This window comes from Enterococcus mundtii (assembly GCF_002947535.1).
Lineage (GTDB): Bacteria > Bacillota > Bacilli > Lactobacillales > Enterococcaceae > Enterococcus_B > Enterococcus_B mundtii_B.
Genome location: NZ_PUAP01000068.1, coordinates 1 through 3,084, shown reverse-complemented (window position 1 = coordinate 3,084; position 3,084 = coordinate 1). Strand labels below are relative to the sequence as shown.

The following is a 3,084-nucleotide window of genomic DNA, read 5'->3' as shown; positions in this document are numbered from 1 at the left end:
TTGCTGTTTGGTGCTTTTTTGGTTTGGATGGTAACAAAGTAGGAAAGACTAATATTTTTTGTCCAATGACTTCTTTCATTTTCTAACTTAAAGCACGTTGGATACGTAAAAGCCCTTCTTTTAATACTGATCTTGGACAAGCGACATTTAAACGCATATGGCAATGACCGCTTGGTCCAAAACTGATCCCAGGATTCAAGACGACTCTGCCTTTTTCAATCAGCTTCTTTTCAAGTAGCCGGTCATCGTCCGTATAGGCAGAAAAATCAAGCCATATAAGGTACGTTCCTTCTGGCTTCATCACTTTGACATCAGGGAGATGCTTAGTAAAGAAGGTAATGACCTCTTGGACATTTTCTTCCAGATAAACTAATAACTCATTTAACCATTCCTCACCAGTTTCGTAAGCAGCTTGAGTGCCTAACAGTCCGAAAGTATTGATTCCTTGATGTTGATTTTTTTCCAATTGTTTCGTAAAGCGATTTTTTAAATCTTGATCTTTAATGAAGACCATTGAATTTTTTATTGCGGCTAGATTAAATGTCTTAGTTGCTGAAGTAAATGTGATCAACAAACGAGAAAGGGCAGGATCGATTGTTTGCATCGAGGTGAATTCATATTCGGAAAAGATGATATCTTGATGGATCTCATCACTGAATAAAAAGACATCGTAGGTCAAACATAGTTCACTTAAACGTTTGAGCTCTTCTTTGGTCCAAACACGACCACCTGGATTATGCGGGTTACATAGAATCATTGCTTTTATCTTGTTTGAGACGATTTTTTCTTCCATATCTTGAAAGTCCATTTCAAAATGATCAGCTTTTTTATTTAAAGGGCTGCGAATCAATTGACGCTCGTTATTTTCAACAATTGCACCAAATGGCGGATAAACTGGATCATGAATCAATACCGCATCGCCTGGCGCTGTAAATGCTTGAATCGCCAATGAAAGACTAGCTAAGACTCCACTAGTGAAAAGAATGTTGTCTTCGGTCAGTGTCACATGATGGCGTCTTTTCTCCCAATCGATCACTGATCGGTAGAGTCCGTCCGGTACGATCGAGTAACCAAAAATACCTTTTTGCAGATAGTTTTCTAAAGCTGTTGTTACTCCTTGAGGGGCAAGGAAATCCATATCCGCTACCCATAACGGTAAAAGATCATCCATATGATAAGTTTGTGAAATGGCATCCCATTTTACACTATCTGTGTTTAGCCTTGAAACTATTTCATCAAATTGTTCCATCTATAAGACCTCCATATCTATATGCAAGAACAGAACTTCTTTTTTTTTAATATTTACAGTATAATGATAAATGCGAAGAGAGGGAAGTATATGACTTATAGAATAGGCGAAATAATCAAAGGGAAAATTACAGGAATCCAACCATACGGAGCGTTCGTTTCATTAGATGAAGAGACACAAGGGTTGATCCACGTATCAGAAGTGCAATCTGGTTATACGAAGAGTATTCATACATTATTGAAGGTGGGGCAACCGGTGACTGTACAAATCATTGATATTGATGAGTATTCGAATAAAATCAGTCTGTCGTTACGTACCTTAGAAAAGAAAGTACCATCGATCCCATACCGAAGAAAACGATACTTCACTAATAAAAATAAAAAAATTGGTTTTGCAACGATTGAAAAACAGTTACCTATATGGATCAAGGAAGCGTTGATCCAATTAGATAAAAAAGAATCAAGGAAATAAAAGTGTATTTTTTCTGAAAATATGCTAAAATTCTCTTGTAAGCCATAAACAAGTTGATCGAGGTGGAAATTTTGGCAAACAAAAGAGTCGCTGGTACAATTATGTTGCATTTGGAGGATGGATCTAAAAAATTTTTAGTTCATTCAAGAGAGAATAAATTAGAGTTCGCATGCGCAGACCACTCAAATGATAAGACTGGTTTAGCAAACATACTTAGTTTCTTAAAAGAAATCGTTCATATTGATGTGAGTAAAATCAACTTGATGGAGTTGACGAATACCCATATCAATCAAGAAAATGTTCCACTTTTTGTTTTTGAAACGGAACAAAAAAATCAACAAGAACAGTTAGGCGAAGGTTATCATTGGGAAGATCCAGGACAAATGCGTACGGTACTAGGGATTTATGAAGTAGATGGTGTACCAATTTTTTAAATTGATTCAAGTACCTCTACCAAAGAGAAATGGATACCGTTCGTAGGTGTATCGTTGAGCGTTTGAGAATCGACGAATAAATAAGAGATCATTTTTTGGAACCAAGCAGGACTTTCAGAGAAGTTTGAATATCTTTCAAACTTCTTTTTTTTGTCTATTCAAAAGGAGATAAGAGGGGAATGTTCAGGATTCATTTAGTTTTTAGTGTATTTTATGAAAAAACCAATTAAATATACGAATAATCCGAATGATCGTAAAATGATTGAAAACCTTGTCTTTTGTTTAACTAAAAATAAGTATTGACGCTAGGTGTGTAGCATGGTAAATTAGACAACGTTGATTCGAAAATAAGTTCTTTTGAAAATATTCAGAAAAACATCGAAAAAAACTATTGACCGCTGGGTAAAACCATGTTAATATAACGAAGTTGAATTATTTTCGTACTTTATAAGAGGTTTATGTGTAAGGATTTTAAAGCTAAATAAAGTGTTGACAAATAACAAACAACGAGTTATGATAAGTGAGTTGCTGAAACGACCTCGTGAAAAACGAGTTCGAAAAACTTTTAAAAAATAGTTGACAATCATTCGAGAGTTTGCTAAGATATAAAAGTTGCTACGGCAATCACAAACGATAAATCGAAGCAGTTGTGTTTCATTTATCACGTAGACCTTTGAAAACTGAACAAAGTAAGACAAACCAAATGTGTAGGGCGTCTTGATTCAATTCAAGACAACAAACATTTTTAACAAGCAAGCAATATGCTAGCAAACAATTGAGCTTAACAATCGAAAGATTGTTCTAACTTTTATTATGAGAGTTTGATCCTGGCTCAGGACGAACGCTGGCGGCGTGCCTAATACATGCAAGTCGAACGCTTCTTTTCCCACCGGAGCTTGCTCCACCGGGAAAAGAGGAGTGGCGAACGGG

The 3,084-nt window shown here is 35.9% G+C and carries 3 protein-coding genes and 1 rRNA gene; 3 read left to right on the top strand and 1 reads right to left on the bottom strand.

Annotation, left to right across the window (positions count from 1 at the left end):
• Positions 1-82: 82 nt before the first annotated feature.
• Positions 83-1,249, bottom strand: a complete 1,167-nt coding sequence (locus CUS89_RS15795; RefSeq protein WP_104872795.1) for a MalY/PatB family protein — start codon at positions 1,247-1,249, stop codon at positions 83-85.
• Positions 1,250-1,339: 90 nt separating this feature from the next.
• Here CUS89_RS15795 and CUS89_RS15790 point away from each other — a divergent pair, with 90 nt between their 5' ends.
• The 3 genes from CUS89_RS15790 to CUS89_RS15780 form a co-directional block, all read left to right on the top strand.
• Positions 1,340-1,720, top strand: a complete 381-nt coding sequence (locus tag CUS89_RS15790) for a CvfD/Ygs/GSP13 family RNA-binding post-transcriptional regulator (protein ID WP_019724010.1) — start codon at positions 1,340-1,342, stop codon at positions 1,718-1,720.
• A gap of 71 nt (positions 1,721-1,791) precedes the next feature.
• Complete coding sequence (locus tag CUS89_RS15785) at positions 1,792-2,154, top strand: hypothetical protein (RefSeq protein ID WP_019724011.1); 363 nt, start codon at positions 1,792-1,794, stop codon at positions 2,152-2,154.
• An 809-nt stretch (positions 2,155-2,963) separates the two neighbouring features.
• Positions 2,964-3,084, top strand: a 16S ribosomal RNA gene (locus CUS89_RS15780); the annotation flags it as partial.